At 60.6% G+C, this 26,606-nt stretch carries 25 protein-coding genes, 1 tRNA gene and 1 rRNA gene; 16 read left to right on the plus strand and 11 right to left on the minus strand.

Annotated elements, in window-relative coordinates; all coding sequences use genetic code 11:
* The first annotated feature begins 63 nt into the window (after positions 1–63).
* Positions 64–1,350 carry an ABC transporter substrate-binding protein gene (locus tag GA0061105_RS09645; protein ID WP_092749675.1) on the plus strand — a complete coding sequence of 429 codons (1,287 nt, stop codon included), beginning with the start codon at positions 64–66 and terminating at the stop codon, positions 1,348–1,350.
* 146 nt (positions 1,351–1,496) lie between these two features.
* Here the strand turns inward: GA0061105_RS09645 and GA0061105_RS09650 are convergent, their stop codons facing one another.
* The 5 genes from GA0061105_RS09650 to GA0061105_RS09670 are packed head-to-tail and all read right to left on the minus strand — an operon-like array spanning position 1,497 to position 6,896.
* Positions 1,497–2,468: a glycoside hydrolase family 26 protein gene (locus GA0061105_RS09650; protein ID WP_064693271.1), complete on the minus strand. Its 972-nt coding sequence runs from the start codon at positions 2,466–2,468 to the stop codon at positions 1,497–1,499.
* Between the two features lie 3 nt (positions 2,469–2,471).
* Positions 2,472–2,990, minus strand: a complete 519-nt coding sequence (locus GA0061105_RS09655; RefSeq protein WP_064693270.1) for a DUF995 domain-containing protein — start codon at positions 2,988–2,990, stop codon at positions 2,472–2,474.
* Positions 2,991–3,026: 36 nt separating this feature from the next.
* Complete coding sequence (locus tag GA0061105_RS09660; protein ID WP_092749677.1) at positions 3,027–4,892, minus strand: glycosyltransferase family 2 protein; 1,866 nt, start codon at positions 4,890–4,892, stop codon at positions 3,027–3,029.
* Positions 4,889–5,872 (minus strand): UDP-glucose 4-epimerase GalE, encoded by a 984-nt coding sequence (galE, locus tag GA0061105_RS09665; RefSeq protein WP_092749698.1) that lies wholly within the window; start codon positions 5,870–5,872, stop codon positions 4,889–4,891. Before galE ends, GA0061105_RS09660 begins: the two co-directional genes overlap by 4 nt.
* Before the next feature lies 1 nt (position 5,873).
* A complete protein-coding gene (locus GA0061105_RS09670; RefSeq protein ID WP_064693267.1) occupies positions 5,874–6,896 on the minus strand; it encodes a UDP-glucuronic acid decarboxylase family protein in 1,023 nt (340 codons plus the stop codon).
* Positions 6,897–7,283: 387 nt separating this feature from the next.
* Here GA0061105_RS09670 and GA0061105_RS09675 point away from each other — a divergent pair, with 387 nt between their 5' ends.
* Positions 7,284–7,607 (plus strand): hypothetical protein, encoded by a 324-nt coding sequence (locus tag GA0061105_RS09675; RefSeq protein ID WP_064693735.1) that lies wholly within the window; start codon positions 7,284–7,286, stop codon positions 7,605–7,607.
* A gap of 77 nt (positions 7,608–7,684) precedes the next feature.
* Here GA0061105_RS09675 and GA0061105_RS09680 read toward each other — a convergent pair whose 3' ends face one another.
* Entirely contained in the window at positions 7,685–8,467 is a 783-nt protein-coding gene (locus tag GA0061105_RS09680; RefSeq protein WP_064693266.1) for a helix-turn-helix transcriptional regulator, read from the minus strand.
* A gap of 746 nt (positions 8,468–9,213) precedes the next feature.
* On the opposite strand from GA0061105_RS09680, the gene GA0061105_RS09685 reads away from it, so the two are divergent.
* The 14 genes from GA0061105_RS09685 (at position 9,214) to nuoG (ending at position 23,595) form a co-directional block, all read left to right on the plus strand.
* On the plus strand, positions 9,214–9,714 hold the full coding sequence (locus GA0061105_RS09685) for an NADH-quinone oxidoreductase subunit J family protein (RefSeq protein WP_064693265.1): 501 nt from the start codon (positions 9,214–9,216) through the stop codon (positions 9,712–9,714).
* The gene (gene nuoK, locus GA0061105_RS09690) at positions 9,714–10,016 is read left to right on the plus strand and encodes an NADH-quinone oxidoreductase subunit NuoK (RefSeq protein WP_064693264.1); all 303 of its coding nucleotides are present in this window, start codon (positions 9,714–9,716) and stop codon (positions 10,014–10,016) included. The genes GA0061105_RS09685 and nuoK overlap by 1 nt, the downstream gene beginning before the upstream one ends.
* A 5-nt stretch (positions 10,017–10,021) precedes the next feature.
* Positions 10,022–11,485 (plus strand): monovalent cation/H+ antiporter subunit D family protein, encoded by a 1,464-nt coding sequence (locus tag GA0061105_RS09695; RefSeq protein WP_092749700.1) that lies wholly within the window; start codon positions 10,022–10,024, stop codon positions 11,483–11,485.
* Positions 11,482–11,736 (plus strand): hypothetical protein, encoded by a 255-nt coding sequence (locus tag GA0061105_RS09700; RefSeq protein WP_092749702.1) that lies wholly within the window; start codon positions 11,482–11,484, stop codon positions 11,734–11,736. The genes GA0061105_RS09695 and GA0061105_RS09700 overlap by 4 nt, the downstream gene beginning before the upstream one ends.
* Positions 11,729–13,504 carry a Na(+)/H(+) antiporter subunit D gene (locus GA0061105_RS09705; RefSeq protein WP_092749704.1) on the plus strand — a complete coding sequence of 592 codons (1,776 nt, stop codon included), beginning with the start codon at positions 11,729–11,731 and terminating at the stop codon, positions 13,502–13,504. Before GA0061105_RS09700 ends, GA0061105_RS09705 begins: the two co-directional genes overlap by 8 nt.
* An 8-nt stretch (positions 13,505–13,512) precedes the next feature.
* Positions 13,513–14,988 (plus strand): NADH-quinone oxidoreductase subunit M, encoded by a 1,476-nt coding sequence (locus GA0061105_RS09710; RefSeq protein ID WP_092749706.1) that lies wholly within the window; start codon positions 13,513–13,515, stop codon positions 14,986–14,988.
* Positions 14,985–16,424, plus strand: a complete 1,440-nt coding sequence (locus GA0061105_RS09715) for an NADH-quinone oxidoreductase subunit N (protein ID WP_092749708.1) — start codon at positions 14,985–14,987, stop codon at positions 16,422–16,424. The genes GA0061105_RS09710 and GA0061105_RS09715 overlap by 4 nt, the downstream gene beginning before the upstream one ends.
* Positions 16,425–16,552: 128 nt before the next feature.
* Entirely contained in the window at positions 16,553–16,918 is a 366-nt protein-coding gene (locus tag GA0061105_RS09720; protein WP_092749710.1) for an NADH-quinone oxidoreductase subunit A, read from the plus strand.
* A complete protein-coding gene (locus tag GA0061105_RS09725) occupies positions 16,906–17,409 on the plus strand; it encodes a NuoB/complex I 20 kDa subunit family protein (protein ID WP_064693257.1) in 504 nt (167 codons plus the stop codon). Before GA0061105_RS09720 ends, GA0061105_RS09725 begins: the two co-directional genes overlap by 13 nt.
* Positions 17,406–17,942, plus strand: coding sequence for an NADH-quinone oxidoreductase subunit C (locus GA0061105_RS09730; protein WP_092749712.1), 537 nt, complete (start codon positions 17,406–17,408; stop codon positions 17,940–17,942). Before GA0061105_RS09725 ends, GA0061105_RS09730 begins: the two co-directional genes overlap by 4 nt.
* Positions 17,943–17,971: 29 nt before the next feature.
* The gene (nuoD, locus tag GA0061105_RS09735) at positions 17,972–19,186 is read left to right on the plus strand and encodes an NADH dehydrogenase (quinone) subunit D (protein ID WP_064693255.1); all 1,215 of its coding nucleotides are present in this window, start codon (positions 17,972–17,974) and stop codon (positions 19,184–19,186) included.
* 16 nt (positions 19,187–19,202) lie between these two features.
* Complete coding sequence (gene nuoE / locus GA0061105_RS09740; protein ID WP_064693254.1) at positions 19,203–19,712, plus strand: NADH-quinone oxidoreductase subunit NuoE; 510 nt, start codon at positions 19,203–19,205, stop codon at positions 19,710–19,712.
* Positions 19,713–19,716: 4 nt separating this feature from the next.
* Complete coding sequence (gene nuoF, locus GA0061105_RS09745; protein WP_064693253.1) at positions 19,717–20,982, plus strand: NADH-quinone oxidoreductase subunit NuoF; 1,266 nt, start codon at positions 19,717–19,719, stop codon at positions 20,980–20,982.
* A 33-nt stretch (positions 20,983–21,015) separates the two neighbouring features.
* Positions 21,016–23,595, plus strand: a complete 2,580-nt coding sequence (nuoG, locus tag GA0061105_RS09750) for an NADH-quinone oxidoreductase subunit NuoG (protein WP_092749714.1) — start codon at positions 21,016–21,018, stop codon at positions 23,593–23,595.
* A gap of 74 nt (positions 23,596–23,669) precedes the next feature.
* Here the strand turns inward: nuoG and GA0061105_RS09755 are convergent, their stop codons facing one another.
* The 5 genes from GA0061105_RS09755 to rrf all read right to left on the minus strand — a co-directional run bounded on the left by GA0061105_RS09755 (position 23,670) and on the right by rrf (position 26,578).
* On the minus strand, positions 23,670–24,110 hold the full coding sequence (locus GA0061105_RS09755; protein ID WP_092749716.1) for a CBS domain-containing protein: 441 nt from the start codon (positions 24,108–24,110) through the stop codon (positions 23,670–23,672).
* Between the two features lie 45 nt (positions 24,111–24,155).
* Positions 24,156–24,722 (minus strand): NADH-quinone oxidoreductase subunit I, encoded by a 567-nt coding sequence (locus tag GA0061105_RS09760; RefSeq protein WP_064693250.1) that lies wholly within the window; start codon positions 24,720–24,722, stop codon positions 24,156–24,158.
* 10 nt (positions 24,723–24,732) lie between these two features.
* The gene (gene nuoH, locus GA0061105_RS09765; RefSeq protein WP_064693249.1) at positions 24,733–25,734 is read right to left on the minus strand and encodes an NADH-quinone oxidoreductase subunit NuoH; all 1,002 of its coding nucleotides are present in this window, start codon (positions 25,732–25,734) and stop codon (positions 24,733–24,735) included.
* Positions 25,735–26,279: 545 nt separating this feature from the next.
* A tRNA-Met gene (locus tag GA0061105_RS09770) sits at positions 26,280–26,356 on the minus strand.
* A 107-nt stretch (positions 26,357–26,463) separates the two neighbouring features.
* Positions 26,464–26,578, minus strand: a 5S ribosomal RNA gene (rrf, locus tag GA0061105_RS09775).
* Between the last annotated feature and the right edge of the window lie 28 nt (positions 26,579–26,606).

Below are 26,606 nucleotides of genomic sequence, written 5' to 3' on the forward strand. Positions count from 1 at the left end.
CCGAAATGCCCCGGCACGCCGATGGAGGATGGCAGAGGGCATAACGGGAACAAGGAGGATATCATGCAGGTCAATCGCCGTTCATTCCTGATGGGTTCAGCCGGTACGGCCGCGGGCCTTGCCTTCGGCGTGGGAAGCGCCGTTCCGGCCTTTGCAGAGGACGCACAGCTGCGGGCAATGTGGTGGGGATCCAATGACCGCGCCAAACGCACACTCGATGTGGCCAAGCTTTATCAGTCGAAGACGCCTGGCGTCACGATTGTCGGCGAATCGCTCTCCGGTGAAGGCTACTGGACGAAGCTCGCCACCCAGATGGCCGGCCGGGCGATCCCGGATGTTTTGCAGCTCGAGCCGGGGACGATCTCCGACTATTCGAAGCGCGGCGCCTGCCTGCCGCTCGATGAATTCGTCCCCTCGACGCTGAAGGTCGACAGCTTCGGCGCCGACATGCTGAAACTAACCACGATCGACGGCAAACTTTTTGGTGTCGGCCTCGGTCTCAACTCATTCTCGATGTTCTTCGACACGGTCGAATTCGAAAAGGCCGGCATCCCGCTGCCGACGCCTGACCTCACCTGGGATGAGTATGCCAAGCTCGCCGTAGAACTCGCCAAATCCTCGGGCAAGGGCGGCGGTCCTTATGCCGCACGCTACGCCTATGTGTTCGACGCCTGGCTGCGTCAGCGCGGCAAGAGCCTGTTTGCGAAGGAAAGCGTCGGGCTCGGCTTCACGGCCGATGATGCCAGGCAGTGGTTCGACTATTGGGAGGGGCTGCGCAAGGCGGGCGGCACGGTTGCTGCCGACGTCCAGACGCTCGACCAGAATACCATCGACACCAACGCCCTCGGTCTCGGCAAATCGGTGATCGGCATGGCCTATTCCAACCAAATGATCGGCTATCAGCTGATCATCAAGAACAAGCTTGGCATTACCATGTTGCCGCGCGAGAAGAAGGGCGGCCCCTCGGGACATTATTATCGCCCGGCGCTGATCTGGAGCGTCGGCGCCACCACCAAGAATGGCGAGGCGGCTGCCAAGTTCATCGACTTCTTCGTCAACGATGTGGAGGCGGGCAAGATCCTCGGCGTCGAGCGCGGTGTGCCGATGTCGCCGACGGTGCGTGAAGCCATACTGCCGCAGCTCAATCCGACCGAGCAGGAAACGGTCAAATACGTCAACATGCTCAAGGATCAGGTCGGCGAATATCCGCCGCCGGTGCCGATGGGCGCGACCCAGTTCGACCAGCGCGTACTGCGTCCGATCTGCGACGAGCTTGCCTTCGAACGGATTTCGCCCGTCGATGCGGCAACCCGGCTCATCGAAGAGGGTAAGGCGACGATCAAGGGATGATCGATCGCCTGGTCTGAGAGGAGAGGCCCGCAAAACCCCGGCGGGCCTCTCTGATGTCCAGACGGAAGCACGGCGGCGTCCTTCGGCTCCGCGTTCAACGCTTGCTTCTTCCGTGCCGCTGTCGCAAACGCAGCCGACATGCCCTCTCAGTTGGCCGCCAGGCTTTGGACCACGCGCCAGTCAGGTCGGCCGAGATCGAACGGCCAGGGGTGCACCTCCCGGTCGTTGAAATAGACCACTTCCCGAAGGTTGGGGAAGTCGCGTTGTTTCAGCGTCGCCATCTCGATCCATGGCCTCATATAGGCGTCGCCGCCTTCGTAGCCCAGCTCTGCGACCCAGACGGGCTTTCCAAAGCCGGCGACGAGATCATAGCCCTGCTTCAGCGCTTCCGAGAAAGTCCGGTGCTTGTTGTAGGCAAGCTCGTCGTAGCGCTGGAGGCCGAAAACCGAGAGCCCGACGAGATCGACGTAGTCGTCGCCGGGATAGTAGTCCTGCAAGCCCGGCAAGCCCTTCGGCGACCACATGAGCTCAGTGCCGGGCGCCTCCTCGCGGACGATGTCCATCATCCTCTTATAGGCCGTGATATAGTCCTGCGGGCTCCAGCCGGCCCACGAAAACCGCCCGGACTTATCCTCCATCTCCTGGGCCCAGCGGACGATCACCGGGCTTTTCATCTGGGATATCATCTGCGCGATCGCCCGCATGTTGACATCGTAATCGCCGCGCAGGACCTTTCGGCGAAGCTCCTCGGAGGGCGGACGCCAGTCGACGTCCCAGGACCACGGCTCTACCGTTATCAGCAGGTTGCGGCCTCTGGCCAGCGCATAGGCATCGGCAAGGCGCAGCGTCTCCAGGTCGACGTCTTCCCATGGCAGGAACAGGGCTTCGGTCGAGACATTGGTCTGAGCGCCGAAATCGCCATGCGGGTCGTAAGCGCCGAATTTGATGCCGTCGGCATGAACGACCGGGCGTTTGTCGATGATCGTCCGCGCGCTCGCGGCCGGGTTCGGGGCCAATCCGGCATATTGCACCTCGCTTCGGCCCGGCAGCTGCGCGGCGCACAACAGCAGCAGCGCGAGCGCGGCGGTCGAAAGGTGGCTTCTCGTCAGCTTCTGCATGGCTCACCCTCCTTTTCGGGTCAGTTCCTGGTTCAGGACCTGCTTCAGTTCATGTGCCTTGGCGCTGACGGTATCGGTGGAGACGAGCTTGCGGAATTCGTCGTCCTGGCGCGCCGAGGCATGGCGGAAGACGTACCAGTTGCCGTTCGGCTGGCGGCGCTGGTAGATCGTGTTGCCGATCTTGCGGTGCCCGAAACAGGTGCTGGCACGGGCTGCCCCCTCGGCATTCGTCCAGGTTGCGCGCATGCAGAGCTGGCCGAGATCGTCGACCACCCATTTGCCTTCGGCGAAGGACTGCTTGCCCTTATCATTCACCCAGGCGACGAACCGCCGGCCATCCTCGAAGAAGCGCCCGCCGCCGGTGTCCCAGGTCCAGGTCCTGTCACCGTAAATCCGATAGAGCTCATAGGCGCTGAGCGGCGTCGGCGCCTTCTTGTTGGCCGCCTCGGCAGCCTGCGCCGCCAGCGGCAAAAACAGGCTGAGAGCAAGGGCTGCTCCAAATGATCTCGACCCGATACGCATTACATCCTCCTCCTTGAGCTGACCGGTTCAGCCGGCTCACACACCTTGTTGGTCCCGTGCCGCGCTTCCGAAGCCATTCCATCTGAGGCGGAACTTCACGATCCGTGTTTTGCCGCCACCGAGGCCGGCACCGGCCACGGCAAATCGCGATTGGCTGAAACTGATGAACGTCTGGCCGTGGGAAAGGGCCTCGAGACTGCGCAGCCCATGGCTGCCTGCCTGCATGCCGCCGGTGACGCAGATCGCGAGCCCGGTCGCCGTCGCAAGCCACAGCCCGCGTGACTGCGGCAGCAATGGCAAGCCATTCTCGATCGTATGGCGAACGACGATCAGCACCGTCAGCGACAGATAGATCGACAGGTTCACCGCGGCGAAAATATAAAAACCCTGCGCTGCAGCAGCATCGTTGGCGAACAGCATGGCAAGGGCGCAAAGGCCGGCGAGGCCGATATAGGGGGCAACGACGCGTAGCGGCAAAGACTGCTGCTCCTGCCTGCCTTTCGGCGTGATGCGGAAGTCGACGAACGAGCCGGAGATATAGTCGCGAACAGCTGCCAGGCTGCCGGCGAGCGACCACGGCCAGCGCAGAAAGATGAAGGCAAGCCCCTCCCAGCCGAACAGTTTCGCATCATGCGGCCTGAAGGTTGCCGTCGCCCGCCAGAAGAAGGAAAACAACATCAGCACGATGGAGATCGGCGCGAAATGCAGCAGGAAATCCGGATAGGTGACGTTGACGAAAATATGGCCCGTCAGCAAAGCAGCAACCGGCAGCAGAAACATCACGGCCATGAAGCCCGAAAACAGCGGATACCATAGCTGCGAAAAAACGAACTGGAACCTCAGCCGCCAGGGCAGATGGATGAGGTAGCCGCGGGAATATTGCAGCAGGATGGTGACGAGGCTGCGCGACCACTGGAATTCCTGCACGGCCAGATCGACGAAATTCGCCGGGCCGTCGCCGTGAGCGATCGCATCGACCGCATGGACGCCGCGCCAGCCACCGGCGTTCATCATCAGCGTCGTCGAATGATCCTCTGCAAGTTCAGGGCCAAGGCCGCCGATCTGGCGGAGCGCCGATGTGCGGACCGCATAGTGGGAGCCGATGCAAAGAGGCGCCCAGCCATTGTTGTAACCGGTCTGAAGCGAACCGTGCAGACTTGCCTCGGCATAGAGCCTGCCGCGGGCGGCCCAGCTCGCCGCGGCATTCGCGTCGCAGATGCTGGGGGCGGAGACGTAGCCGATACGAGGATCCGCAAAGGGGCGCAGCACTTCACGAAGATAGGTCGGCGTCGGCACATGATCGGCATCGAACTGAGCGACGAAATCGTAACGCGCATAGCCGAAATGGTCGTAGAAATAGGCGAGGTTGCCCTCCTTGCAGCGCGTCCGGCGCGGCCATGTCGTGCGGTGGTACTCCGCCACCCCCTTGCGGGTGGAGATCAGCACGCCATGCTCGGCGCACCAGCGCCTGGTTGCCTCCGAAGGATCTTCGTCGGCCAACCAGACATCGAATTCGACGCCGACCTGATCGAGCATCGCCTCAAGCGTCGCGCGGACGACGGCAAAGGGTTCGGACGGCGCCTTGGTGACGACCATTGCCACGCGTCCCTCCGGCAGCCGTGCGCGCGAACTGAGCGTTCTCGCATCGAGGAAGATCAGGATGAAATAGGCCGGGACGAGCGTGATCCAGGCGAGCACGACGGTGACCAGCACGAAGGCGACCCAGGAAAGGATATGGGTGGACTGGCACCACCAGATCCAGAAATAGCCGAGTGCGGCCAGCCAGCAGAAGATGCCGAAACCATAGGCTGCACGATTCCACCCGGTGAACACTGGCTTGAATGGGTCGGCAGCCGCTTTCGCCGTTGTGACTCGGTAACCGAAGTCCGAAATCAGGCTCATCCAGTCACCTCCAGCCCGAAGGTCGGGCCGGCAGTACGGATGATCGTATCGATATCCGAGAGTGTGGGCGCGAAGCCGAGTTCCGCCTTCGCCCTTGCCGTGTTGGCAAATAGGATTGGCGGATCGCCAACACGACGCGGCCGATAACGGACCGGGACTTCGCGGCCACTCGCGCGATAGACCGCGTCGAGGATCTCACGTACGGAGGTGCCGCGGCCGGAACCGAGATTGACGCTGAGCGAGCCGCCGTCCGCAAGCAGATGATTGACGGCGGCGAGATGGGCCTGCGCGAGATCGCTGACGTGGATATAATCACGCACGCAGGTTCCGTCCTCGGTCGCATAATCGGTTCCGAAGATATCGAGCCGGTCCAATCTGCCCGCGGCAGCAAGAAGGGCGCGAGGGATAAGATGCGTCTCGGGCTCGTGACGCTCGGCAAGCTCGCCCTCCGGATCGGCGCCGGCCGCGTTGAAATAACGCAAGGCGGCGAAGCGGATGCCATAGGCGGCGGCAAAATCCTCAAGCGCCATTTCGAAGATCAGCTTGGTGCGGCCATAGGGATTGACCGGTCGCTGCGGGCATTCCTCGCGTATCGGCAACGAGGCGGGAACGCCATAAGTGGCGCAACTGCTCGAAAAGACGATTCGGTCTATGTCCTGGTCAAGACAGGCCTCGAGCAGCGTCAGGCTGCCGACGACATTGTTGCGGTAATATTTCCTCGGCATGTCGACGGATTCGCCGACATAGGCATTGGCGCTGCAATGGATGACGCAATCTGGCGAAAATTCGGCCATCGTCCGGCGCAGCGCGGCTGCGTCACCAAGTTCCCCGCGGACGAACGGGCCCCAGCGGACGCTGTCGGCATGTCCCGTCGACAGGTTGTCGTAGGTAACCGGGATCATCCCGGCGCGCGACAGCGCCTTGCAGATATGACTGCCTATGAAACCGGCGCCGCCGGTGACGAGAATGTAGCGGGGCATCTCATACGGCCTCCGCCCGCGCTGTGCCGGCGAGCACGCCGTCAAAATATTCGACGGTGCGAGCCAGGCCGGCTTCGAGCTCGATACGAGGCTGCCATTCCAGCTCGGTCATCGCCCGGGAAATGTCCGGCCGCCGCTGGCGGGGATCGTCGACGACAGCAGGCAGGTGAACGATGCGGGAGCGCGAATTCGTGAGATCCCGGATGATTTCCGCCAGGCGCCGAACGGTGAACTCACCGGGGTTCCCGAGATTGATCGGGCCGTGGCATGCGCTGCCGGCCGCCGAGAAACGCAGGAAACCTTCAACAAGATCATCGACATAACAGAAAGAACGGGTTTGCTGACCATCGCCGTAGATCGTCAGGTCGGCATTGCGGAGGGCCTGCACGATGAAGTTGGAGACCACCCGGCCGTCATCCAGACGCATGCGCGGCCCGTAGGTGTTGAAGATGCGGCCGACCCTGATGTCGACGCCGTAGGTCCTGTGGTAGTCGAAGAACAGGGTTTCGGCGCTGCGTTTGCCCTCGTCGTAACAGGCTCGCGGTCCGATCGGATTGACATTGCCGCAATAGGATTCGCGTTGCGGGCTCTGGGTCGGGTCGCCATAGACCTCCGATGTCGACGACTGAACGACGATTGCGCCAGTTTTGCGCGCGCAATCCAAGGTGTTGACGGCGCCGAGGACGTTGGTGAGCAAGGTGCCGACCGGATCCCGCTGATAGTCCGGCGGAGAGGCGGGAGAGGCGAAGTTGAAAATGAGCGATGTTTCGATGTCGAAGGGCTGACGGACATCGTGCTCGATGATGCGGAAGCGGGCGTTCGAGGCGAGATGCTCGACATTTGCACGGCGGCCGGTCGAAAAATTGTCGAGACATATGACGCTGTGGCCGCGCAGCAGAAGCCGTTCACATAGATGCGAGCCAAGAAACCCGGCTCCGCCATTGACAAGAGCGGTGCCCAGATCCCTGAGCACCGGCATGCCCTTTGCTTCAGAATAACCTTCGCTGGGAACGAAACTACGCATTACAAACTCCTTCCCCAATTCTCTAGTCTTTTGATTTAGTTATGCGTTTCACTACCTCTGCTACCTTATGTATATCCATGTAACTGAGTACTAATACATGAATAACCAGAAGGCTATTCTTTGCACAAGCGAATTACTATTGAGATGATAAGACGAATGTTACCGAGGTCAACTTTAAAAACGCGAGATATCCAAAATAATTACGCATTTGTTCTTGAAAGTAACGGATGATTAATCATTTTCACTCTTTTTTTCACGCCCCACGAGTGTCAAGACGTTTCGCAAGCTTCTCTCAATAAAGATGGGATAAACAAAGGGAAGGTTGGCCGCGCGCACCTGCATGACCGGTCTTGCATCCGGAAGCGCCATATGCGAGGGGTTTTGGCGATGTTCACAAAACAAGCTGCAGCGCAGCCGAACGGCTGGCGTCTATCTCACTTTGTGATGTTCGCTTGCCAAGCGACGCTACTTGCGATCGGAGCAACGGCCTGCGTCGTCATTGACGACAACGTAGCCGCCGTCGCGAAGAAGAACGTCGTGATCGCCGAGACTCCACGGGTCTCGAAGGCTTACGCCTACCCCGAACATCGGACCGCTCGACCGGCCACGGCACGAGCCAGGGTCGTCGCCTATCACGGGTCTGCGCCCTATATCTGTTCTCCAAGCGGTTTCGGGCAGAAGTCGCGCTGCTTTGCGCGTCCCTCGATCTGAAGCAAAAGCGTCACTGCATCGTTGCTAAATCGGGAATCGATTTGCAGCGCGTCTGAAAAGAGCCGTGGCGCTGTGGCTCAGTTGCGCCACCGGCTGGACATGTCGTCATCGCCGACCGGGTGATCGTTGAAGAAGCGGGACGCAGCTTCCGTGCGATTTCGGACGTTCATCTTCTTATAGATGTTGCGGACGTGGACCTTCACCGTGTTTTCTGAAAGATGCAGCTTGTCGGCAATAATCTTGTTCTGCGTCCCCTTGCAGATGAGGTCCAGGATCTGAACCTCGCGGGTCGTCAGAGCCGAGATGCTGTCGCGTCTCAGCTTGAGCGCACTGTTGCGTGCGACGTCGACCGATTTCGTCTGATAGAGTGAGGGCTCCAGCTGGGCGCTCTTGTTGGCGAGACGGTTGAGAAGCGCCGAGGGAAAATGCTCCCCGCCCTTCATCAGCAGATCCACTGCGGCCATGAAGACATCAAGCCTAAGGTTAAGCGGCAGGACCCCGTCGATGATCCGTGCCTCCACCAAGCGGCTGACATAGGGTTCCATCATGTCGATGGCCTCGACGACAAGTCCGATCGAGGTTTCCGGGTGATGTTCCCTGACTGCCTGCAGCGCGTCTTGCAGCTCCGGCGCAGGTATATGGTAGAATAAAACCAGCTTTATATCGCTGGTATCCTTTTCCAGCATCAGATTTGTGTTGGTTATGCTTGGCACATCGCAATTTGGAAATTTCTTTGCCAGCGCCTCCACCATGCACTCTGAAAACAGGTCGGCCTTAGCAACTACAAGGATAGTATCTCCGGATGGGCTAGACTTTCTTGTCTGGTCCGTATTCTCCATTCCTGAGCCTGTCATGAACATATACGCCTCCCCTAGCGGTACACTTTACTCGAACATGAAGCGATGGCAGGTATAAGATAGTATGAAATGCCGGCCCCCTTATGTCATCGCCTTATTCTTTAGACATTTCTTAATTATGTTAATACGGATTGAGAAGGAAGGAAATGGCCCAAAGTGATTAGTTTTCGGGAATGATAAACGATACGATACTACTCTTCGGTTGTATTTTGTTTCACTTTATACTTCAGGGTTATATTTGCCCTCACTATAGATAATCCGGCGAATGTAATGTTTCAGTACAAATTGTCATATTTTTTGTTATCTGCCCCAGCGATTATGAGACAGAGGCCGGCGGAAGCCTCTTTTACCGGCTGCTCACGCCACGCTTGTGATCACTGCCACGGAAGGGACTTGACGCGGCAGGTCACCCGCCATCGGGCCCCAATGGCAGAGAGACTTGCAACTTCGGCGGAACGGCCAATGTTATTTTGAAGAAATTTCCCACAACGCCGTAACAAAACTTCGGTACCCGACCGGCCAAACCCATTTGCCTATGGAACCATGAAGTCGGTACGACCTATCGAAAGCGCGCTGGGCAAGCGACCTTCGCCACATCCGGGCCGACTCGATCTTACTCCCCGATGACAATAATCTTGTGAAAAATCCGATACTAGGGCACAATTTGCGAAGGCATCTGAAGTTGCGGCGCAGTCTCGAATCCGGCCGTCTCGCGCCGAGTGGCAGTTCGCGTCGGAGGGTCGGCGTCGATGGATCAGGGGTTTTTTCTTCTGTTCGCTGCGGTATCCGTGATCACGGCCCTGACGGTGGTCCTGGCGCGCAATCCGGTTCACAGCGCATTGGCGCTGATGGCGTGTTTCCTGCAGGTCTCGGCAATCTTCGTATTGCTCCAGGCACCGTTGCTCGCGGTCATCCAGATCTTCGTCTATGTCGGCGCGATCATGGTCCTGTTCCTGTTCGTGATCATGATGATCGATGTGCGCGAAGCGGTGTTGCAGCGGTTCTTGCCAGGCGGCAACCTCCCGGCTCTGGTACTGCTTGTCCTGCTCGGGGCCGAGATGCTCGTGCTGGTGCTCTGGAGCAACCGCTTTTCGGTCATGGAGCCCGTCGCGATGCGCGGCGGCGATGACGTCAGGCAGCTTGGCACAGCACTTTTCGCCGACTATCTCCTGCCGTTTGAAACCGCCTCCGTAATCCTGCTGGCGGCCTTGGTCGGCGCCATCATGCTGGCGCGGAAGGAGCAGGGGTGATGGTTCCGCTCTGGTGGTATATTGCGCTCGGAGTGGTCCTGTTCGTGATCGGAGCGGCGGGCGTGCTGCTCAGGCGCAATATTCTCATCGTGCTGATGTCGCTGGAGCTGCTGCTCAACTCGGTCAACATCAATTTCATCGCTTTCGGGCGTTACCACGCCGATTTCCGCGGGCAGATCTTCGCGATCTTCGTCATCGCAATCACCGCGGCGGAAGTTGCCGTCGCCCTCGGTATCCTGGTTGCCCTCGTGAGGAACAAATCCACCCTCAAGATCGACGACGTGACGGTGATGAAAGGATAACGGCTTTGGACCCGGTTGTATCGATCCGGCCATTGCTTGCCATCGCCGTCGCCGGTCTGGCGGCCCTTGCAGTTCTCCTTTTGAATAACCGCGAGAGACTTCGCGATCTGGTCTCGCCATTGGCCGCGATCGCCATGCTCGCGATTGTCTTGTCGATGGCGCCCACGGTGCTGGCGGGCGGAACGGTCGAATTGCGCCTGTTCGAGATCTTGCCGGGGATCGACTTTGGTTTCCGGGTCGATGCGCTCGGCATGGTGTTTGCCACCGTCTCGTCGCTGCTGTGGATCGTGGCGGCGATCTATTCCATCGGTTATATGCGGCATTTGAACGAGCATGCGCAGACCCGGTTCTTCGCCTGCTTCGCCAGCAGTCTTGCGGCCGCCGCCGGCGGCGCGTTCGCCGCCAATCTGTTTACGCTGGTGATCTTCTACGAAGTGCTCAGTCTGGTTACCTATCCGCTCGTCTACCACCACGAGGACGAGGAGGGATGGAGGGGCGGCCGCAAGTACCTCGTCTATCTGATGGGCGCCTCGAAAAGCGCGCTGCTCGCCGCACTGGCGCTGACCTACCATATTGCAGGGTCGCTCGACTTTGTCGCGGGGGGGCTGCTGGCGGGGAGTGATGCCTCGGCGGCGCTGCTGACGGTCGTCTATTTCTGCTATCTTTTCGGCTTCGCCAAGGCCGCTGTGATGCCGATGCACGCCTGGCTGCCCGCCGCGATGGTCGCGCCGACACCGGTCAGCGCGCTTTTGCATGCAGTGGCAGTGGTCAAGATGGGCGTGTTCTGCGTGCTGCGGGTGGTGTTCCATGTCTTCGGCACGGGGCTGGTGGGTGGGCTGAGCCTCGGCATCGCCACGGCCTATCTCGCTTCGTTCACGATCCTGATGGCGTCGGTTTACGCCCTGACGCGGGATGACCTGAAGGCCAGGCTTGCCTATTCGACGGTCAGCCAGCTCTCCTACATCGTGCTAGGCGCGGTTCTGTTGTCGCCGGTCGCGATGGTCGGCGGAATCATCCACATCGCGGCGCACGCATTCTCCAAGATCACGCTCTTTTTCTGCGCCGGCTCGATCTATTGCGCGTCGGGCAAGCGCAACATCAGCGACATGGCCGGTATCGGCCGCAGGCTGCCCTGGACGATGGGGGCATTTTTCATCGCTTCGCTGAGCATGATCGGGATACCGCCGACCGCCGGCTTCGTCAGTAAGTGGTATCTGGCGGAGGGCGCCGTGGCGGCGGGAGAGACCGCGTTCCTGGTGGTCATCCTGGTGAGCTCAGTCCTGAACGCCGCCTATTTCCTGCCAGTCAGCTATGCCGCCTTCTTCCAGGCGGAGAAGCAGGAGAGCCGGGCGAAGGTCCGTGAAATTCCACTGGTGACGATTCCGCTGGTCGCGACGGCGATCCTGTCGGTGCTGATGGGGATTTTTCCCGGCTATTTTCTCATCCTGGCAGATGGAGTGATCCGATGATCAAGCGTGTCATCGACTTCTTTGGTGCCGAGCAATATGCGAGGCCGCGCCGCCGACTGTTCTACCTCGTGCTCGTCATGATCGTTGTCGCCGACTTTCTGGTCTCTCGCGAACACGCCGAATATCCGTGGGACCGCCTGCCGGGCTGGTCCGCCCTCTACGGCTTCGTCTCCTGCGTCCTGCTTATCTTCGTTTCCAAGTTTCTCGGCCATCGGGTCGGGCTGATGCGGCGCGAGGACTATTATGACTGACTTCATCCATCCAGCTCTGCTGTTTATTCTTGGTGCCCTGCCGATCCCTTTCCTCAGCGGCTCGGTCCGCAAGGCCTATCTGCTTCTGATCCCTGCGCTGGCAATCCTTGCCGTGCTTGCGATGGAGCCGGGCAGCTACGGCGAAGCGCGGTTCATCGGACAGGAGATCCTGATCGCGAAGGTGGACAAGCTCAGCATCGTCTTCGCCAGCGTTTTCACCCTCATGGCGTTGATCGGCATGGTCTACGCGTTGCATCTGACGGATGCCGGCCAGCACGTGGCGGCATTCGTTTATGTCGGCAGCGCACTTGGCGTGGTGTTTGCCGGTGACTACCTGACCCTCTACCTGTTCTGGGAGGGCATGGCATTCGCCTCCGCCTATCTGGTCTTCGCGCAGCGTGGTGGGCCGGCGATCCGGGCCGGGTTCCGCTACCTGATGGTCCATATCACCGGCGGCGTCGTCCTGCTCGGCGGCATCATTTCCCACGGGCTCGCCACCGGTTCACTGCTTTTTGGCCCGATCGCGGGGGCCTTCACCAACGGAGGAATGGGGGTCGGCGACTACCTGATCCTCGCCGGCTTCATCCTCAACGCGGCCGTGCCGCCGCTCAATGCCTGGCTGACCGATGCCTATCCGGAGGCGACCGTCACCGGGGCGGTGTTCATGAGCGCGTTTACCACCAAGACCGCCGTCTATGTGCTGGCGCGTGCGTTTCCGGGGACCGAGCTCCTTGTCTGGCTTGGCACCATCATGGCGCTCTACGGCGTCATCTACGCAGTGCTGGAGAACGATTGCCGGCGGCTTCTCGCCTATCACATCGTCAGCCAGGTGGGCTATATGGTCGCGGGTATCGGCATCGGCACCGAGATGGCGGTGAACGGAGCCGCCAGCCACGCCTTCGCGCATATCCTCTACAAGGCGCTGCTGTTCATGGGTGCCGGTGCAGTCATCTACGTCACCGGCCGACGCAAGCTCACCGAGCTCGGCGGGCTTTACAAGACCATGCCGCTGACGGTGGCGCTTTACATGGTAGGCGCTTTCGCGATCTCGGCCTTCCCGTTCTTCTCGGGGTTCGTCACCAAATCGATGGTGATAGCGGCTGCAGGAGCGGATCACCGCGCACTGGTGGTGCTGGCGCTGACCATGGCATCGTCCGGGACGTTCCTGCACACTGGCCTCAAGCTTCCCTATTACATGTTCTTCGGAACGGACCGGAAACTGGAGGCGCGGGAGCCGCCGCGCAACATGCTGATTGCCATGGGCATGGCGGCGGTCCTCTGCATTGCGATAGGGGTGTTCCCTCAGCCGCTTTATGCGCTTCTGCCCTATCCGGTGGATTTCGAACCCTATACGGGTTCGCACGTCACGGAGAGCCTCGGGCTGCTGATGTTCACCGCCCTGGGGTTCGTGCTGTTCCTCTGGGCCCTCGATCCCGAGAACACGATCAGCCTCGACACCGACTGGTTTTACCGCAAGGGTGCGCGGGCCTTCATGTGGCTCGCCGAACGGCCGCTGGCGCGCTATGAGCAGGTGGTGAGCAATGTCTCCGAGACCGCGGCGCTGCCCTTACTGCGCGGCGCGGCGCGGGCAGGACTCCGACTCGATCTTGCCGGCGTGGATGCCGTTGTGAATGGCATTGCCCGCTCGATCCTGTACGGCGGCGGGCGGCTCAGGCGGCTCCAGACGGGTGTCGTGACCCATTACGTGCTAGCGATGATCGTCGGTCTTATCGCAGCCACCGCCGTCTTCGTCGTGGCGTGGCGGTAGGGGGTGCAATGGGCTTCCCGCTGCTCAGCCTCATCATATTCACACCCGTTTTCGGGGCCGCGGTTCTGATGTTCCTGCGCGGTGACGATGCGGTGCGGTGGACTGCGCTCTCCTTCACCGTCCTCGACCTTGCTCTCTGCATCGCCATGCTGGTCGGCTTCGACACCATGACCCATGCAATGCAGTTCACCGAGACGCGTCCCTGGGTGCCCGCGCTTGGGATCAATTATGCGCTTGGCATCGACGGAATCAGCGCGCTCTTCGTGTTCCTGACCGCACTGTTGGGGTCGACTTGCGTGCTCGCCTCCTGGGTCGCGATCGACCGCAAGGTGAAGGAATTCATGATCTGCCTGCTCTTCATGCAAGCGCTGATGCTCGGTGTCTTCTGCGCGCTCGATCTATTTCTTTTCTACGTCTTTTGGGAGGCGATGCTGATCCCGATGTACCTCATCATCGGTGTTTGGGGCGGCGAGGGTCGGGTCTATGCGGCGATCAAGTTTTTCCTCTACACGCTGGTGGGCAGCCTTCTGTTCCTGATCGGTGTCATCGTGCTCTATTTCTACGGTGGCAGGACCTTCGATATCCTCGCCTTGACAGAGCAGGACTTGCCGTTCCGGATCCAGTCCTGGCTGTTCTTCGCCTTCCTGATCGCCTTTGCGGTCAAGGTGCCGATGGTGCCGGTTCATACCTGGCTGCCGGACGCCCATGTGCAGGCGCCGACGGCAGGCAGCATTATTCTTGCCGGAGTGCTTCTGAAGATGGGCGCGTACGGATTCCTGCGGTTCTCGCTGCCGATGCTGCCGGAGGCATCGATGTATTATTCGACGCTGATGCTGGCGCTTTCGGGGCTTGCGATCGTCTATGGCGGGTTGCTCGCGCTGGCACAGGACGATCTGAAAAAGCTGGTGGCTTATTCCAGCATCAGCCACATGGGCTTCGTGACGCTGGGGATTTTTGCGCTGAATTTCCGGGGGCTTGAGGGCGGCATCCTGCAGATGTTCAATCACGGCGTGACGACAGGCGCCTTATTCCTGTTCGTCGGGCTCATTTACGAGCGGACCCATACCCGCAGCATCGCCGACTATGGCGGATTGATGAAGGTGGCGCCGGTCTACACGACGTTTCTGGCACTGTTTACCCTGTCGTCGATGGCGCTGCCGGGAACGAATTCGTTCGTCGGCGAGTTGCTGGTGCTGTCAGGCGGGTTTGCGGCCAACATGGTCGCCGGCTCGGCCGCCGTTTTGGGCGCATTACTCGGGGCTGCCTATCTGCTCGGCATGTACGGGAAAATCGCGCTCGGCCCGGCCAGCGTCGGTGCCCGGTTGAAGACACGCGACGTGAACGCCCGTGAGATGGCTGCGATCCTGCCGCTGGCCGTCTTCGTGCTCTGGGTTGGGCTCTATCCGAAACCCTTTCTCGAGATCATCGATGCCTCGGTGAAGCATCTGCTGACGCACGTGCATAGTAGGGGGAGCAGCCCATGACCGCCGCCGCGCTTTTCCAGTCGGCCCTGGCGAGCCTGCCCGAGATCGTGGTGATCACCGGCGCCTGCATCCTGCTGATCCTGGGACAGTTTGTGCGAAGGGGACAGGAACATCTCCTTGTCTGGGCGTCGGTCGCGATCGTATTGATTGCCGCCTTGGCGACACTCATGCTGGCGAGCGAGGTACGGCCGGCCTACACGGGCATGTTCATCACCGACCGCTTCGCGGTCTTCTTCAAGTTCGTTTTCTACCTAGCCACCGTTCTGACATTCCTCCTTTCGCGAAAATATGCCGATATCGAAGGGATCGGCAGCAGCGAATATTATGTCCTGCTGCTCTTTGCGCTTTCCGGCATGATGATTATGGCCTCGGCGACCGATCTCCTGTCGATCTATGTGGGCCTCGAACTGATGGTGATTTGCACCTATGTGCTGACCGGCTTCCTGCGGCTTGAGCGGCGGTCCAACGAAGCAGCGCTGAAATATGTAATCCTTGGCGCGGTCTCGACCGGGATTTTCCTTTACGGCGTTTCGCTGGTCTACGGGCTCACCGGCACAACGCAATTGGACGGGATGGCTGCGGCCGTGACTGGCGATCCGCTCGATCCAGGTTTGTTGCTGGCAGTGGTCTTCATCGTCGCGGGGCTGGTCTTCAAGGTCGGCGCGGTTCCCTTCCACATGTGGCTGCCGGACGTTTATGAAGGCGCGCCAACGACGATCACTGCCTTCATGTCGGTTGGCCCCAAGGCGGCGGGGTTCGCGGTGATCCTGCGGGTGTTCCTCAATCCTCTGGTCGCAGCCTCGGACGTCTGGATCATCGTTGCCGTCATTGCGGTGGTGACGACGGCGCTCGGCAGCTTCGTGGCGCTGGTGCAGGACAATTTCAAGCGTCTCCTGGCCTATTCCAGCATCGCCCATGCCGGCTTCCCCATTTTCGGCGTAGCCGCTGGCGGCGCCGATGGGGTCGCCAGCGTGATGCTCTATCTGCTGATCTACGCCATCATGAATCTCGGCATTTTCGGCGCTGTCATCATGATGCGGAACGGCGATTTCTCGGGTGAGGTCATCGAGGACTATGCGGGTTTCGCCAAGTCACATCCGGGGCTGGCGCTTCTGATGCTGCTCTATCTCTTCTCGCTGGCCGGCATTCCGCCGACCGCCGGGTTCTTCGCCAAGTTTTACGTGCTGGTCGCCCTCGTCGAGCATGGTTTCGTCATGCTGGCGATAATCGCCGTGCTGCTCAGCGCCGTCGCTGCTTATTTCTACATCCGCATCGTCATGGTGATCTACATGCGCGAGCCGAAGAGGGCGTTCGCCCCGGCGCTGACGCCTCTGGTGGGCGCGACACTCGCCGTCACCGCCGCCGGTACCATCGGCATCGGCCTGTTTCCGTCGTGGTTCCTGAAGCTTGCCCAAGATTCGGTCCTTGGCGGGTGAGCGATTGGATTTGCAATGATCACACCGACGGAATAGACTTGGACGCAGAGAAAGGATTGCCCAGTCACGCCGTGGCGTGATCGACTTGCCCGTTCGGGATGAGGTCGGTGGGCAACCGGTGCAGTGATATGACTGCAATGGAATTCTTGCCGGTTCTTTTCATGGTCGCCGGGGTCGTTCTGGTGGCGGGGGTGACATTGTTCGTTTCCTCGCTGCTGCGCCCATCCAATCCCTATACCGCCAAGAACATGCCTTATGAATGCGGCATGGATGCAGCGGGCGAGGCGGCGGCGGGCCGCTTCAGGGTGCCGTTCTTTATCCTCGCGATCCTGCTGGTCGTTTTCGATGTCGAAGCGATGTTCCTCTTTCCCTGGGCCGTCGTCCTGCAAGAGATCGGGCTGGTCGGCTATATCGAGATGTTCATCTTCATATTGCTGCTTCTCGTGGGCTTCGCCTACGCCTGGCTGAAAGGAGCGCTCGAATGGGAAGCGTAAACAACGCGATCCGCGACAGCGTGCTGTTCACCACGGCCGACAGCATCATCGGTTGGAGCCGGAGATCGGCACTGTGGCCGGAGACCTTCGGCATTGCCTGCTGCGCCATCGAGATGATCTCGGCCGGTTGCGCCCGCTACGATCTCGACCGGTTCGGCGTGGTGTTCCGCCCTTCGCCGAGACAATCCGACGTCATGATCATCGCCGGCACCGTGACCCGGAAATTCGCGCCCGTCGTGCGGCGACTTTATGACCAGATGCCGGAACCGCGCTGGGTGATCGCCATGGGCACCTGCGCTATTTCGGGCGGAGTCTACAACACCTATGCCGTGGTGCAGGGATCGGAAACCTTCGTGCCCGTCGATGTGCATGTGCCTGGCTGTCCCCCCCGGCCCGAGGCGCTGATGCACGGCTTCCTTCTGCTTCAAGAAAAGATCAAGAGGTCCCGGGCGCTCGCGGGCACACCTCTGGATCGGGTTATAGCGTCATGAGTGTGGAGCCGTCCCTCAATCGCGCTCCGATCATGGAGCGCTTCGGAGACACGATCGAGGACCTCGGCACTGCGCACGGTATCGACGCCTTTGCCGTGCCGCCCGAGAGGATCGTCGAGTTCTGCCGGCTCCTGAAAGAGCATCCGGCGCTGCAATTCAATTTCCTCTCGGACATTTGCGGCGTCGATCATTATCCCGAAACGCCGCGGTTCCAGGCGGTCTACCACCTCTATTCGCTGCCCAACAGGTGGCGGGTGCGCATCAAGTGCCGACTTGGCGATCCTCCTGAAGTGCCTTCGGTCACGGCAGTCTGGCGTACCGCCAACTGGCATGAGCGTGAGGCTTGGGACATGTATGGTATCCGGTTCGAGGGACATCCCGATCTGCGCCGGATCTACATGTGGGAAGGCTTCGAAGGCTTCCCACAGCGCAAGGATTTCCCCCTCAGGGGCTATAAGGACAAGTTGAACCCCTTGGGTGCCGAGGGTCCGCCGCCAACGCAGCCCGACCTTGCCACCAGGGACATTCCGTAAGGGAGGCCGTTCTACGCCGGAACGTTGAGATGACTGAAGTCACCGAGCTCAGCAGGCCCGAGGGTGAAGCGCTCAATACCAGGGAAGTGCTTCTCAACCTCGGTCCGCAGCACCCCAGCACCCATGGTGTTCTTCGGCTCGTCCTCGAACTCGACGGCGAGTTCGTCGAGCGCGTCGATCCGCATATCGGCTATCTCCATCGCGGCACCGAAAAACTGGCGGAGAGCTTCACCTATACCCAGATTTTCCCGCTGACGGATCGGCTCGACTATCTCTGTCCGCCCTCGAACAACCTCGCCTTCGCGCTGGCGGTGGAGAAACTCCTCGGCATAGAAGCGCCGATCCGCGCGCAATATATCCGCGTGATGATGGCCGAGCTCGCACGGATCTCCGGTCACCTCCTGATCACCGGCGCGCTGCCGATGGATCTCGGCGCCATGACCGCGCTGCTTTACGTCATGCGCGAGCGCGAAATGATCATGGATCTCCTGGAAATGATAACCGGTGCGCGCATGCACACGTCCTTCTGCCGGGTCGGCGGGGTGCGCGAGGACCTGCCTGACGGGTTCCTCCCCAAGATCCGGGAGTTTTGCGATATCTTCCCGAACCGGATCCGCGACTATGAGCGACTGCTCGAAGATAACCGCGTGTTTCTCAATCGCACGAAGGGGATCGGCGTGATCTCCGCAGAGGATGGCGTCGATCTCGGCCTCAGCGGCCCGAACCTGCGTGCTTCCGGTGTCGACTGGGACATCCGCCGCGACGAGCCCTACGAGATCTATGACCGGCTCGCGTTCAACGTCATCACCCGTGACGAGGGCGATTGCTATGCACGCTGGCGATGCCGTGTCGATGAGATGCGCGAGAGCATAGGGATCATCGAACAATGCATCGACCAGATGCCTGAGGGGCCGTTCCAGATCGACATGCCGACAATCGCCTTCCCGCTGGACAAGGATCGGGTGCACTGCTCGATGGAGGCGCTGATCCAGCATTTCGACCTGTCGGCTTACGGCTTCAAGGTGCCGAGGGGCGAGGTCTATTCGGCAATCGAGGCGCCAAAGGGTGAGCTTGGCTTCTACATCATCAGTGACGGGTCGCCAAAACCGTTCCGCATGAAGGTGCGGGCCCCCTCGTTCGTCAATCTTCAGGCCCTCTTCGGGGTCACCAACGCCCGCTATCTGGCGGACATGATCGCCGTGCTCGGCAGCCTCGACCCTGTGATGGCGGAGGTGGACAAGTAGCAAGGATTTGAATGCGATGACCATGCGTGAAAAGATCGAAGAGGCGGCGGCGCGGTATCCCGACCAGCGCTCTGCGATCATGCCCGCGCTCCTGATCGCCCAGGAAGAACATGGCCATCTGCCTGGGCCAGTGCTGGAAGAGGTCGCCGATATTCTCGGAGTCGAGCGGATCTGGGTCTACGAGTTGGCGACCTTCTATACCCTCTTCCATACCGAACCGGTGGGGATGTTCCACTTGCAGCTCTGTAACAATGTTTCCTGCATGCTGTGCGGATCGGAGGACCTGCTGGGCCATCTGGAAACAGTGCTGGGGATCAGGAAAGGCGACACCACCCCGGACGGGCTGTTCACGCTTTCGACGGTCGAATGCCTCGGCGCCTGCGAGATGGCGCCGGTGATGCAGGTCGGCGACGATTACCACGCCCACCTTGATGTGATGCGGATAAACGCACTGCTGGACCGTCTGCGGGCGATAGCGGGAGCCGCGAGCGTCGAGCGCGCCTCTGCGCGGGTGCCTTGGGAGTAGCGCCATGTTCGAGCCGGTTCTTCTCAAAAATGTCGATGTTGCGGATGGTCATTTGGTGTCGACCTACGAGGCTGGCGGCGGCTATCAGGCGCTGGCGAAGGCGCTGCGCGAGTACACGCCTGACGAGGTTATCGACCTCATCAAACGGTCCAACCTGCGCGGTCGCGGCGGTGCCGGATTCCCGACGGGCATGAAATGGGGCTTCGTGCCGAAGCGCACCGGCAAGCCGACATATCTGTGCTGCAACGCCGATGAGGGTGAACCGGGCACGTTCAAGGACCGGATCATCATGGAGCGCGACCCGCATCAACTGATCGAGGGGCTGGCGGTAAGTGCCTACGCGATTGGGGCCGAAACCGCCTATGTCTACATTCGCGGAGAATATGTGGCGGCGATCCGTCGTCTGGAGCAAGCGATCGCCGAGGCCCACGCAAAGGGCTATCTCGGAAAGCGCATTCTGGGCTCGGATTTCAATTTCGCGGTACACATCCACTGCGGCGCCGGCGCCTATATCTGCGGCGAGGAGACTGCAATGCTCGAGTCGCTCGAGGGCAAGCGGGCGCAGCCGCGATTGAAGCCGCCGTTTCCGGCCGTGGCCGGGCTCTACGCCAGCCCGACTGTGATCAACAATGTCGAGACGCTGGCCTGCGTGCCGCACATCGTTATGCGGGGGTCGGACTGGTTTCGGGGTATCGGCCCGGACAAGAGCCCCGGCCCGAAGCTCTACTGCCTCAGTGGGCAGGTGCGCAAACCCGGCCTCTACGAGTTGCCGATGGGCATACCGCTGCGCGAGCTGGTCGAGGAACATGCCGGCGGAGCCTTGCCGGGACGCAAAATCAAGGCAGTGATCCCGGGCGGGGTCTCAGCGCCGGTCATCCCTGAGCACGGCCTGGAGGTGAGGATGGATTTCGACTCGCTGGCTGCCGCCGGCTCGATGCTCGGTTCGGCTGGCGTTATCGTGATCGACGATCGCACCTGCATGGTTAAGGTCGCCACCAGGATCGTCGAGTTCTTCCACCATGAGTCCTGCGGCAAGTGCACGCCCTGCCGGGAAGGATTGAACTGGGTCGTGAAGGTCCTGCGCCGGGTTGAAGGCGGGGATGGCGCACCCGGCGATCTGGAGCAGCTGGATATGCTCTGCAAGGGCATATTCGGCAACACGTTTTGTGCCTTGGGTGACGGTGCAGCGATGGGATTGCGGGCGGCACTTGCACATTTCCGAGATGAATTCGTCGCCCATGTCGAGGAGCGGAGGTGCCCGTTCCACTGAAGGAGTGTGCTGGATCAGAGTTGCGAGGAAACCATGCTTAAAGTCACGATCGATGGACAAACGCTGGAAGTTGAGGCTGGCGCGACAGTGTTGCAGGCCGCCCGGCGTTTGGGCACTGATATCCCGACCTTTTGCTATCTGAAGCGTCTGCCGCCGCTGGCCTCCTGCCGCATGTGTCTGGTGGAGATCGAGGGCCTGCGGCGGCTGCAGCCGTCCTGTGCCACTGCGGTCACCGATGGAATGGTCGTGCGGACGAATACGCCTCTGATCGAGGAAACGCGCTCTTCCATGCTCGACATGCTGCTCGCCAACCACCCCCTTGACTGCCCGATCTGCGACAAGGGCGGCGAATGCGAGCTTCAGAACATGGTGATGGCCTATGGGCCTCGAGAAAGCCAGTTCCGCGATGACAAACGTGTGTTCCACTCCGACGACATTCGCCTGAGCCCGGTTATCATCATGAACGTCAACCGCTGCATCCAGTGCCAGCGCTGCGTCCGTATGTGCGAGGAGGTCGTCGGCGCGGTGGCGCTGGGTACCGTCGAAAAAGGCATGGATACCGCCGTCACCGGCTTCGAGGGCAGTCTGGCGAGTTGCGACCAGTGCGGCAATTGCGTCGAGGTCTGCCCGGTCGGCGCGCTGATGAGCTTTCCCTACCGCTACAAGGCGCGCCCCTGGGATCTCGTAGAGACCGACACGATCTGCCCGCATTGTGGCACCGGTTGCCAGCTGACAGTGGGCACGCGCAAGGGCGAGTTCATGCGGGTGCGCTCGAAGTGGGACGACGGTGTCAACCACGAAACTCTCTGCGTGCGAGGACGCTTCGGCCTCGATTTCGTTGCAAGCCGGGACCGGATCAAGCAGCCAATGATCCGTCAGGATGGCGCCCTGGTTCCGGTTTCCTGGGACGAAGCGGGGGATTATCTGCGCCGGCGACTGGTGGCTGTCGAGAGCAAGGATGCCGGCGGGCTGGCCTCGCCTCGCCTGCCAAACGAGGTGCTTTATCAGTTCCAGAAGCTGATGCGAACAGTATTCCGGACCAACAACATTGATTGTTCGTCACGCTGGGCCGCGCCCTTCGATACGCTCGGCCCGCTATTGGGAACTTTCTACAGCCGCACCCCGCTGGACGATGTAATCGGCAACGACTGCGTGCTCGTCGTCGGCGGCAACGTGACCGAGGAGAATCCCGTCACCGAATACCTGCTGCGAGACGCCGTGCGGCGGCGGCAGGCCGGATTGCTGATGCTTTCGGCGCGGCCCTCGCGTCTGGACGCCGATGCCAGGGTGGTGGTTCGCGTGCCGCCGGGCGGAGAAGAGGCGAGCCTTGCGGCGGTGGTAACCGCGCTCATGGCGGTGGCCGATCAGACCTTGCCGGGCGACGCATTTGCGGACATCGGTGCGACGATCGGCAGGCCGGCAGCGGGCACCGGCAGCGACGGGCCGGATCGTCTGGCCACCGCGCTCAAGGAAGGCCGTAGCGTCACCGTGCTTGTCAGCGTCGACCTCCTGAGATCACCCGAAGCGCGCGCGACGCTGCTGCAGCTCAACAACCTGCTGCAGGTTCTGCGCCTGCTAGGCAAGGGCCCGGCGATGCAGTTTCTGTTCGACCGTGCCAACCAGATGGGCGCCTGGGACATGGGGGTCCTGCCGGCGGCTCTGCCGGGGCTGCGGGCGGTCGCCGATGACGCGGCGCGCGCAGCTCTTGCACGAAACTGGGGCGCCCAAATGCCGTCTCAACCCGGCGCGAATCTCGACGCCATGCTGGAGCTCTGCGTCGGGGGCCGGATGGGCGCACTCTACATCGTCGGAACCGACCCCCTGGCCGCCTATCCCGACCGGGACTTTGTGACGCGGGCGCTTGGCGCAGCTGATCTCGTGATCGTGCAGGACGCGTTCCTCACGGATACGGCGGGCATGGCCGAGGTCGTCCTGCCTGCGGCGGGCTACGGCGAGGAATCCGGAACATTCACCAACAATGAGGGCCGGGTCCAGAACGTTCGCAAATTCCGTGAGCCCGTTTTCGAGGCGCGAGGCAATCTGGCGATTGTCGACTTCGTCGCCGCGCTACGCAACGAGGCGCTGCGGCCATCGACGCAAGGCGAAATTTTCGACGAGATTGCCCGGCTGGTTCCGGCCTATCAGGGGTTAACGCAGGACGGACTTGGCGCCGACGGCGCATTCACCAGGACGGTGCCAACATTATCGGCCGGCCTGGTCCTTTCGCCGCCATCTGTTCGAACAGCAGCCGACCGGCTCATGCTGATCACCGGCGACTGCCTGTTCCACAACGGATATCTTTCCGAACGGTCGGACATGCTGAACACGATCGCCAACGATCCCTATGTTGCGATGAGCGCGCCAGATACTGCGGAGCTTGGCCTTTCGGATGGCGATCAGGTAATCGTGCGTTCCGGCCAGGGCGAACTGACGGCGCAGCTCAAGGTCGACAGGCGGTTTCCCAAGGGCCTCGTCTTCGTTCCGGAAAATTATAGCGCCTTGCGTCTCAACAGCCTGCTGCGGCGAGGCGAATATCCATGCGCGGTGGAAGTCCAGAAGGCGCATGCCACTTCTGACGTCGACCACCCAGGCCGGATCTGGCGTGGGGTTTGAAGATTTGGGATAGGGCAGCGCAAGGCTTCGCGGCAAGCTGCCCGCCCCAGCGTCATCACATCGAGTTGGCGGCGTCAGTGATACCTGGTCCCGCATATGTAATCCTGCAGCTCCTGCTCTGTACGCTGCGCTTCGTCGAGCCTGTGCTTAACCACATCTCCGATGCTGACCACGCCGAGCACGTTGCCTCCATCCGTGACCAACACATGGCGCGTACGCCGCTGGGTCATGATCCCCATCGCAACGGGCAGCAGATCTTGTGTCGAACACGTCGCCACGTTGCGGTTCATGATGTCCGCGACCCGCATCGCCGCCGCCTCGGCCCCGTATTCCGCCATCGCGTTGCAGCAATCCCGCTCCGACAGTGTACCGATGTATTTGCTGTTCGAGCGGCTCACGACGACGAAGCCGATATTGTTGTCTCGAAACAACCTTAGTACCTCCACCATCGTCTGATCGGGAGCGACTGCGATGACACCGACACCCTTGTTCTTCATGATTTCACCGACAAACATCTGAGCCTCCTGTTCGAGCGCTTCGGTGTGATGGCTGGCGCGCTTTCATGTTCGGCGGATATTCCGCCACCAGTTGTAGCCCTGCGTCTCTTTCGTCTCGACAAGTACGTCCTTCTTCGTATTCAGGCGCGCGGCAACCACGCCGCCGCCGGTTGCCGCCTTACCCGGCTTGACGAGCAGATCGTCGCGCCCGATCACCAGGTCAGCTGAGGAAAAACTGGAAAATTCGTATTGTTGCCCAAGCGCGATTGCATCCGCCGGGCAGGCGTCCTCGCACAACCCGCAGAACAGGCAGCGTGCTGTGTCGATTTCAAATTTCGCCGGGTGCCGGTTGCCCTTCTCGTCCTCGTACGGGACGACTTCAATGCAGTCGCAGGGACAGATCCGGGCGCAGAGTTCGCAGGCCACGCACTTGATCTCGCCCTCCTCGTCACGCTTCAGAAAGTGATGTCCGCGGTAACGCGAGTAGGGCAACCATTTTTCGTTGTCCGGATACTGCATGGTCACGGATTTGGTGAACAGATATCCAAAGGTCAGAGCCAAGGCATTCGCCAGATCGGCGAAGAACGCCCAGCCAATCCATGTTCCAACTCTGTCCTGCGCGCGCGACATCGCCGCCTCGCTATGGAGCCGTCACGGCCCCTAAAAGTACGCCAGTTATAATTATGTTCGCCATCGACAGAGGAAGCAAGACTTTCCATCCGATCGCCATCAACTGATCGTAGCGGTAGCGGGGGAAAGTGAAGCGGAACCAGATGAACACATAGACGAAGAACGCGACCTTGAGAGCAAACCACAGGAGCGGTGGCAAGGGAATCAGTACTCCGTTCCAACCGCCGAAGAACAGGATCACCACCAAGACCGACACAAGCAATACGATGGCATATTCGCTGACCATAAAGAAGGCAAAGCGAATACCGCTGTATTCGGTATGGAACCCGGCCCCTAGATCGCCTTCCGCTTCCGCCAGGTCGAAGGGAATGCGCTGCGCTTCGGCCAATCCGGCGACGAAGAACACGAAGAACCCGACCGGTTGGTAGACGATGTTCCAGACCTCTGCCTGCGCCCGCACGATCTCGAGAAGGCTCATGGATTGCGCCAGCATGACCACGCCGATGACCGCGAACCCCATCGGGATTTCGTAGCTGATCATCTGCGCGCAGGTTCTGAGGCTGCCCAGGACAGCGTATTTGCTGTTGGAGGCCCAGCCGCCGAAGATGACGCCATAAACCTCGATCCCGATCACCGAGAAAACGAAAAGGAGCGCCACATTCATGTTGGAGACGTAGAGCGTGATGTCGTGGCCGAGGACTGAGACAGTCTCGCCGAAGGGGATCGCGACGAACACCACAAAAGGCGGGGCGAGCGCCAGGATTGGCGCCAGTTTGAACAGGAACCGATCGGCGTCGGCCGGGATGTTATCCTCTTTCGTCAGGAGCTTGATTCCGTCCGCCACCGGCTGCAACAGCCCGTGCCATCCCACGCGCATCGGCCCCATCCGCTGCTGCATGTGCCCGGCAACCTTCCGTTCGAGCCAGGTTAGCGGCAAGGGTAGCAACAGCAGGATCGCAATCAGGAACGCGACCTTCACGACGATCAGGCCAAGGGCGACGATAAGTTCCATGATCCGGGCTACTTATTCATCGGGTTGAAGCGCGCGACCGGGCTTTGGCTCCGGCTCTACATTTAGGACTGCGCACACTTGTCAGGCTACATGGTACAACGGCGACGCACCTCATACAATGCCGTCGGTGTTATGCCGTCGCGGGCTGTGATGCGTTCGGCTCGGGACGTTTTGAGACGAGTAGCTCGCTGCGCAAGATGAAGGCTTCGCGTTTCTGCGGTTGCACCGCGCCATATTGCGTATCAAAGACCGCAGAGGCTCTCATCGCGCCGGATGAAAGGTCCGTGGCAGGTCAGCTGGCGTCATCCGAGGAGTTGAACACCCTGCAGAATCGTAAAAGCTCCTTGAGGTTTATGTCGAGGAGCTTTCTGTCAAGCGACTTGCGTAGGTAACCTTGCAAGTTGATTGGTTGCGGTGGAGGATCTGGGGTTTTTCTGTCCCGCGGCGTCGGCTTTGCCTCCTTGCGGGCCCCTGATTAGGCATTAAAATCCTCGACCCGGTACTCAAACAAAAAGCCCGCCGTGTTGGCGGGCTTTTGGGAAGTTTGGTTGCGGGGGCAGGATTTGAACCTGCGGCCTTCAGGTTATGAGCCTGACGAGCTACCGGGCTGCTCCACCCCGCGATATTATTTTACAGCAGAAAGGGCCGCTTGCGCGACCCTTTTTGTTCGGCATGGGCCGTAGAGTTTGTTGTGAGAAGATTGTTTATCAAGTGAGTTGCGTTTAGCAGACCTGGCAGCGACCTACTCTCCCGCGTCTTAAGACGAAGTACCATGGGCGCAGGGGCGTTTCACGGCCGTGTTCGGAAAGGGAACGGGTGCAGCCACCCCGCCATAACCACCAGGTCGGCAAAGCGCAACTTTGTTGATTGAG

The organism is Rhizobium aethiopicum (assembly GCF_900094625.1).
In the GTDB taxonomy this organism is placed as follows: Bacteria; Pseudomonadota; Alphaproteobacteria; order Rhizobiales; family Rhizobiaceae; genus Rhizobium; species Rhizobium aethiopicum.

Coding starts and splice junctions, on each gene's coding strand:
- nuoE (WP_064693254.1), top strand. CDS start 19,203: ATGACCATGCGTGAAAAGATCGAAGAGGCGGCGGCGCGGTATCCCGAC.
- GA0061105_RS09755 (WP_092749716.1), bottom strand. CDS start 24,110: ATGTTTGTCGGTGAAATCATGAAGAACAAGGGTGTCGGTGTCATCGCA.
- GA0061105_RS09655 (WP_064693270.1), bottom strand. CDS start 2,990: ATGCGTATCGGGTCGAGATCATTTGGAGCAGCCCTTGCTCTCAGCCTG.
- nuoF (WP_064693253.1), top strand. CDS start 19,717: ATGTTCGAGCCGGTTCTTCTCAAAAATGTCGATGTTGCGGATGGTCAT.
- galE (WP_092749698.1), bottom strand. CDS start 5,872: ATGCCCCGCTACATTCTCGTCACCGGCGGCGCCGGTTTCATAGGCAGT.
- GA0061105_RS09710 (WP_092749706.1), top strand. CDS start 13,513: ATGGGCTTCCCGCTGCTCAGCCTCATCATATTCACACCCGTTTTCGGG.
- GA0061105_RS09650 (WP_064693271.1), bottom strand. CDS start 2,468: ATGCAGAAGCTGACGAGAAGCCACCTTTCGACCGCCGCGCTCGCGCTG.
- GA0061105_RS09720 (WP_092749710.1), top strand. CDS start 16,553: ATGACTGCAATGGAATTCTTGCCGGTTCTTTTCATGGTCGCCGGGGTC.
- GA0061105_RS09700 (WP_092749702.1), top strand. CDS start 11,482: ATGATCAAGCGTGTCATCGACTTCTTTGGTGCCGAGCAATATGCGAGG.
- GA0061105_RS09680 (WP_064693266.1), bottom strand. CDS start 8,467: ATGTTCATGACAGGCTCAGGAATGGAGAATACGGACCAGACAAGAAAG.
- nuoG (WP_092749714.1), top strand. CDS start 21,016: ATGCTTAAAGTCACGATCGATGGACAAACGCTGGAAGTTGAGGCTGGC.
- GA0061105_RS09645 (WP_092749675.1), top strand. CDS start 64: ATGCAGGTCAATCGCCGTTCATTCCTGATGGGTTCAGCCGGTACGGCC.
- GA0061105_RS09725 (WP_064693257.1), top strand. CDS start 16,906: ATGGGAAGCGTAAACAACGCGATCCGCGACAGCGTGCTGTTCACCACG.
- GA0061105_RS09660 (WP_092749677.1), bottom strand. CDS start 4,892: ATGAGCCTGATTTCGGACTTCGGTTACCGAGTCACAACGGCGAAAGCG.
- GA0061105_RS09670 (WP_064693267.1), bottom strand. CDS start 6,896: ATGCGTAGTTTCGTTCCCAGCGAAGGTTATTCTGAAGCAAAGGGCATG.
- GA0061105_RS09730 (WP_092749712.1), top strand. CDS start 17,406: ATGAGTGTGGAGCCGTCCCTCAATCGCGCTCCGATCATGGAGCGCTTC.
- GA0061105_RS09760 (WP_064693250.1), bottom strand. CDS start 24,722: ATGTCGCGCGCGCAGGACAGAGTTGGAACATGGATTGGCTGGGCGTTC.
- nuoD (WP_064693255.1), top strand. CDS start 17,972: ATGACTGAAGTCACCGAGCTCAGCAGGCCCGAGGGTGAAGCGCTCAAT.
- GA0061105_RS09715 (WP_092749708.1), top strand. CDS start 14,985: ATGACCGCCGCCGCGCTTTTCCAGTCGGCCCTGGCGAGCCTGCCCGAG.
- nuoK (WP_064693264.1), top strand. CDS start 9,714: ATGGTTCCGCTCTGGTGGTATATTGCGCTCGGAGTGGTCCTGTTCGTG.
- nuoH (WP_064693249.1), bottom strand. CDS start 25,734: ATGGAACTTATCGTCGCCCTTGGCCTGATCGTCGTGAAGGTCGCGTTC.
- GA0061105_RS09675 (WP_064693735.1), top strand. CDS start 7,284: ATGTTCACAAAACAAGCTGCAGCGCAGCCGAACGGCTGGCGTCTATCT.
- GA0061105_RS09685 (WP_064693265.1), top strand. CDS start 9,214: ATGGATCAGGGGTTTTTTCTTCTGTTCGCTGCGGTATCCGTGATCACG.
- GA0061105_RS09705 (WP_092749704.1), top strand. CDS start 11,729: ATGACTGACTTCATCCATCCAGCTCTGCTGTTTATTCTTGGTGCCCTG.